The organism is Hafnia sp. HMSC23F03 (assembly GCF_001816025.1).
GTDB lineage: Bacteria > Pseudomonadota > Gammaproteobacteria > Enterobacterales > Enterobacteriaceae > Hafnia > Hafnia paralvei.
In genome coordinates this window covers 39,882-45,425 of the sequence record NZ_KV824244.1, presented here as the reverse complement: position 1 = coordinate 45,425, position 5,544 = coordinate 39,882, and the positions used below count along the sequence as shown (strand labels likewise).

Below are 5,544 nucleotides of genomic sequence, written 5' to 3'. Positions count from 1 at the left end.
CGGGGCAGGCATATACAAAAGGAGAGTCAGATGGGCGCTATATGCGTGATGTGCGGTTGGGAACGCAAGCTAGAACAGGTGATGGACAGTTTACTCTTCCAGCTGGTTGTGTCGTAACGTCTGTATGGTCAGTTAATTGGGGGGTACATGCTCTTTATTACAAGCCTATTCAAAGAAATATCAACGGATCATGGGTAACTATTTCAGGGTGACTAAATGCAATTGATAAATTTGAAGATATACGAACCTACGCAGAAATTATCAGATGATGCGCTGTATTTGATTGATGAGAATGGCTTGGACTGGTATGAATCCCAAAAAAAGTTTAGTGATGATACCTTAAAGATTGCGTGCGACGCTCAAGGAGTCATTCGTAGTTCGTCATTTGATATTTCAATGTTATGGCCGGAATCATTATCTGTTTTTGAAGTAGATGAGAATAATATCCCAGAGGATCTAAGTCTAGATGGTTCATGGCAGTTTACAAACGGGATGATTATACCTAGAAAGTATTCTGCAGAAGAGTTGATGTTAAAAGCCGAAGAGAAAAAAGTTCAACTTACTTCTGTTGCTAATGCTTATATAGCTCCGCTTGAACGTGCGGTTAGATATAACATGGCAACTGATGATGAAAGAAAAAAACTTGAAGAGTGGGAGGTATACAGCGTATTGCTTAGTCGCGTTAATACATCTGTAATATCGAGTATTGAGTGGCCAAATCCTCCGATGTAAAAAAACGGTGCGCATGTGTTGTAATATGCGCACCAATATTTATTTTTCTATCACTATTTCATTTTTAATTACAAAAAACTTCCTGATATTTCTATAAAGCCAATATCTTAAACTGCGTTTTTTGATTTTGTTTCTATACTTTCTTCTTTTTAGCTCTAAAGACTTCCTATCTATTTCTATTGTTGAGTGAGATTTGTCCATGTCATTTGTAGAAATAATGTGAGGAACTAAGCAATATACATTGAGCCAATAGTTTTGGTAGAAATTCTGCCATCTGTCAGCTTCAAATTTTATCGGGGTGGATATTGATATCATTTTTTTTGCAGCCTTTCTATTTAAAATATAGCCATGCGTGCAATAGGCTCTCTCAGCCTTATGGAATATGTATCCAGATTTTGTTATGGATTTTTTGTTCTCAACGTACGCTTCGACATCAGAAAGAAGCCATACATTGTCTTTCCCATCATCAATGCTAGGTATTTCACCAAGTATAGTTTTTATTGAGTTGCTAGTGATTATCGCATCATCTTCGAGGATTAGAGCGTAGTCTAAACCTTCAGCTATCATTCTTTTATATATTGATAGATGGCTAAGGACGCATCCAATTTCCCCTTTTGTCAGATAGCAATTAGGGTAATCGTAGACTAACTCCTTTAATTCTAAGTCTGACAACAAGGCTCCTTCAACGGCGTCTATCACCTCTACATCTAACTCATGTCTTTTGCACTCAGCTAAAATGTGTTCTTTTTTCAATGACTCACGCTTTAAGTTAACCGCAAATGTTTTCATTTATATCGTTTGCCCATAGTTTTTAATCGAGCTAGTTTAACATAGGTTGCCCAAAAGATGGATGAGCGGACATCAAGAGTGAGGTGCAGTGACACAGCACCAGTAAATCTCTAATGCGCTTAAGTAATTAAGATAGTTGTTTTCTGCGGCAGTTCAAATGATATACATACACCTATAAGCGCATGTATATCATTAACTCGGTTATCAATCTGAGGTTAGCTCGTAACTTTCGGCCAATAGATCGTGGATCTCTTCCGGTGATAACGGACCAGAGAGTACTATACTTATCCAATGCTCTTTATTCATGTGGTAAGCAGGCAATATACCCTCTTTTTGTCGTAGTGACCCAATGTGTTCTGGCATGATTTTAACCTCCAGAACGTCCACTTCATCATCGTTTTTAAGGCCAAGTTTAGAGCCAGACACATTCATGACTATAGCGAACCACTTTTTACCACCTTGATGGCGCAGAACTGCATAACATGGGAATTTTTTCCATAGATACTCCGGTTCAGATTTATAGTTTTCTCGAACATATTCAAATAACGTTTCTCTTTTCATAATGACCTCAGGTCGATTTCGTTCATTGGTTTTCAGGGATGTCCTATCAATAGAAATCTATACAGTAGGCGTCACTGATATGTTAGCCGGAGTAGGCACATGATTCATCAATTGATAGCCTTTCAGCAGAGCTTCATATAGTCATGCTTGGGTACGGATTGTTCTCATTTATCAGTTGCAGAGATCAACAAAGAAGATGTTCCTGATGAGTTACCGGAACGCCTTGATAGTAATTGTGTCTTTGGTTGTAAAAAGATAGCCCCTCGTATAATTCCTGAGTCAGAGCTTATTGCTCAAGCTGAAGAAACACGCGCACAATTCATGTCCGAAACAAATCAACGGATCCTACCATTGTAGGATGCATCTGATTTGGATATTGCGACTGATGAGGAGTTAGCCCAACTCAAAGCATGGCTCAGCCGAGTGGATGTAAGTAAAGCGCCGGATGTTGAATGGCCTGAAAAACCAGAAGAGTAGTTTGGTTTGCGCCGGAGCGTATGCAAGACTCCGGCGCAGTGACAATACCAGTGGATCGCTAATGCGTTTAAGTGATTCAAATGGTTATTGTCAGGCGCGGATACTACAGAGATAAACCAGAGTAACAATAAGGTTTAGTCTTACAAAATATTTAATTCCTTCCTAATCAGAACATTCCTGCATGATCGCTGTTTATCTAATCAGTACGCTCTTTTCATAATTAAAAACTTACATTATGCTGTATGTGTATACAGTAATTATGGTTTGACGTTATGAAATTTTACCAAGCCGCTGCTTCCCTATCGGTTGTATCACTTCCACTCTTTGACAATCGTGTGCCAGCAGGTTTTCCGAGTCCTGCTGCTGACTACATTGATAAGCCGATCGATTTAAACGAGCTCTTAATCGCACACCCTGCCGCCACTTACTTTGTCCGTGTATCTGGTGAATCAATGACAGGGGCTGGCATTTTCGACGGCTCACTATTGTTAGTGGATTCGAGTATCAGACCCCAGCATAACGACATTATCATTGCGTGCCTTGGTGGTGAGTTCACCGTAAAACGTTATGTCACTCACCCAAGAACTATGCTTTTAGCAGAGAACCCTGCTTATCCACCTATAGAGCTTTATGAAGGGGAAGATCTGGAGACGTTTGGTGTGGTTAAGTTTGTGATTAATGAGGCGCGGTGATGTTTGCCCTTGTTGATGTTAACAGCTTCTATGCCAGCTGTGAGGCTGCGTTTCGCCCCGATCTGAATGGTAAGCCAATAGTGGTGCTTTCAAATAATGATGGCTGTGTGATTGCTCGTTCTGCCGAGGCGAAAAGACTTGGGATAAAAATGGGTGAGCCGTACTTTAAGCAAAAACAATTATTTGAGCAGTATGGCGTGCATGTTTTTAGCAGCAACTATTCCCTTTATGGGGATATGAGCCAGAGAGTGATGCGGTTGCTTGATGCGATGGCACCACGTGTTGAAGTATATTCGATTGATGAGGCGTTCATGGATCTCTATGGTGTGAGCCATTGCCGTAGCCTCGAAGAGTTTGGGCGTGAAGTCCGTGAAATAATTAAGTTGAGTACGCACCTTACAGTTGGGGTGGGCATTGCCCCGACTAAAACTCTAGCTAAGCTTGCTAATCATGCGGCGAAACAGTGGCCTAAAACAGGCGGCGTTGTTGATTTATCAAATGAGTTAAGGCAGCGCAAGTTGATGGCCATAATGCCAGTAGAAGAGGTGTGGGGTGTTGGCCGGAGGCTATCCAAATCCCTAAGGTCTACTGGAATTGATACGGTACTGAAGCTGGCTGATATGGATCTGGCCTATGTGCGTAGAAACTACACTGTTGTGCTTGAAAGAACAGTGCGGGAGCTGCGTGGAGAGTCATGCCTCGACATCGAAGAAGTCGCTCCCATCAAACAGCAAATTGTGTGCAGCCGAAGTTTTGGGGAACGTATCACTGAGTATCAGGATATGAAAGAGGCTATCTGTAGCTACGCAGAACGCGCCGCGGAGAAGCTGCGTGGTGAACGCCAATTCTGTAAGCATGTCAGCACCTTCATCAAAACATCGCCATTTGCTGAGCGAGAGTTGTACTACAGTAATTTAGCGTCTTCACGGCTAGAAACACCCACGAATGACACTCGAGATATCATCAAACACGCATTGTCATGTTTAGACAAAATTTGGCAGTCGGGTAATCGGTATCAAAAGGCGGGGATCATGCTTGGTGACTTTTATGATAAAGGCGTGTCGCAGCTTAATCTGTTTGATGAGTTGGGGCCAAAGCCCAACAGCGAGTCGCTGATGAAGGTGCTCGATGAGATAAATAATAAGGGCAGGGGAAAGATTTGGTTTGCAGGGCAAGGGATCATGAAGGGCTGGCAGATGAAGCGAAACATGCTTTCGCCAGCCTATACCACGCGGTTTTCAGAGATACCAACAGCGTTTGCTAAGTAAGTGCCTAGTCCTGTATCAGAATACAGAAAGGTATCAGTCCGCTAAGAGCGAGGAGCGAACATGTGGTTGTTCAATAGTAACACCCGCTCCTTCCATCCTACTGCGGAGTGCAATCTATAGATAAAATCGTTTTCCGTGACTTAGCTTCTGGAGGGGTCATTTCCTCGCTTTCGCTGATATTGAAGCTCCATGCGCCAACGCCTTTGACTTTCGAAAACAACAATTCACCTTCATAGCCTAGATCGTCAGTGCCAGCGATTATGACCATCCCACTCAACGTTCTCTGGTATGCATTCTCAAAAACACGCCCCTCATAATCAATAGTTGCCCGTTCTTTGTCGAAGACAACCGCTTTGTCGCCCTCACAACGCATTACTGACTTGGCTTGTGATACACAGGAAAAACCTAGAAGGATCAATATCAGCAGTCTTTTCATTATTTATCTTCTACATACATAATTAAGGAGTGAAGTGGTCAACAAAAACTGGCCGCATTATAAGATATGTTTCAAGAACCACAAACGTCCGCTTTTGGCACAAAGCGGACGAGCTAACAGAGTTTAAGGTCCGCTGTGAGCGAGAAGTGGACATCTAGTTGACTGGCTTAATCAGGATAAACAATCGCTATCTTAGGCACTTTCATCAAACCTGAAATCTTACCAGCCTCATGACTATCTTCTGATTAGGGAAGTCAACTGTAGTCAACTCAGCCACTCAAGTGGCTATTTCTTTTCGTGATGCATTCAGAAAAATTAGGTCAGTAATCTCTAGGTGAGTAACATCAAATTCTGTTAGCTCAGGTAGAGCGGCTACGCCAGAGTTTTCTTTCATGCAAGTTCAAACCATCGAATTTAAGGGAGGGGGCTTTAGTAGAATTTCTTCGTAATAACGGGAAGGGATGATCCCTAACCCGTTGTTTTTACGGTAGTGGCTGGTGGCATAATATTACGAAATTCAAAGCTATCTATATGATAAAAATATGAAGAAGGCATGATTTAAAATCCCTCGGCTGTAAGGCTGTACGAG

At 42.1% G+C, this 5,544-nt stretch carries 7 protein-coding genes; 4 read left to right on the top strand and 3 right to left on the bottom strand.

All coding sequences use genetic code 11. The features are described from left to right. Positions 1–216: 216 nt before the first annotated feature. Positions 217–732 (top strand): tail fiber assembly protein, encoded by a 516-nt coding sequence (locus tag HMPREF3091_RS20455; protein WP_070718622.1) that lies wholly within the window; start codon positions 217–219, stop codon positions 730–732. A gap of 39 nt (positions 733–771) precedes the next feature. On the opposite strand, the gene HMPREF3091_RS20450 is transcribed toward HMPREF3091_RS20455, so the two are convergent. Together HMPREF3091_RS20450 and HMPREF3091_RS20445 are read right to left on the bottom strand one after the other, a co-directional pair. Further along, entirely contained in the window at positions 772–1,521 is a 750-nt protein-coding gene (locus HMPREF3091_RS20450) for a glycosyltransferase family 25 protein (RefSeq protein ID WP_070718619.1), read from the bottom strand. A gap of 204 nt (positions 1,522–1,725) precedes the next feature. After that, positions 1,726–2,082, bottom strand: coding sequence for an MmcQ/YjbR family DNA-binding protein (locus HMPREF3091_RS20445; protein WP_070718615.1), 357 nt, complete (start codon positions 2,080–2,082; stop codon positions 1,726–1,728). Between the two features lie 369 nt (positions 2,083–2,451). Between HMPREF3091_RS20445 and HMPREF3091_RS22385 the strand changes: the two genes are divergently transcribed. The 3 genes from HMPREF3091_RS22385 to umuC all read left to right on the top strand — a co-directional run bounded on the left by HMPREF3091_RS22385 (position 2,452) and on the right by umuC (position 4,519). Then, positions 2,452–2,559: a tail fiber assembly protein gene (locus tag HMPREF3091_RS22385; RefSeq protein ID WP_246840034.1), complete on the top strand. Its 108-nt coding sequence runs from the start codon at positions 2,452–2,454 to the stop codon at positions 2,557–2,559. 272 nt (positions 2,560–2,831) lie between these two features. After that, complete coding sequence (gene umuD, locus HMPREF3091_RS20440; RefSeq protein ID WP_070718612.1) at positions 2,832–3,251, top strand: translesion error-prone DNA polymerase V autoproteolytic subunit; 420 nt, start codon at positions 2,832–2,834, stop codon at positions 3,249–3,251. Further along, on the top strand, positions 3,251–4,519 hold the full coding sequence (umuC, locus tag HMPREF3091_RS20435) for a translesion error-prone DNA polymerase V subunit UmuC (RefSeq protein ID WP_070718610.1): 1,269 nt from the start codon (positions 3,251–3,253) through the stop codon (positions 4,517–4,519). Before umuD ends, umuC begins: the two co-directional genes overlap by 1 nt. 97 nt (positions 4,520–4,616) lie before the next feature. On the opposite strand, the gene HMPREF3091_RS20430 is transcribed toward umuC, so the two are convergent. After that, a complete protein-coding gene (locus tag HMPREF3091_RS20430; protein WP_070718607.1) occupies positions 4,617–4,955 on the bottom strand; it encodes a hypothetical protein in 339 nt (112 codons plus the stop codon). Positions 4,956–5,544 lie beyond the last annotated feature (589 nt).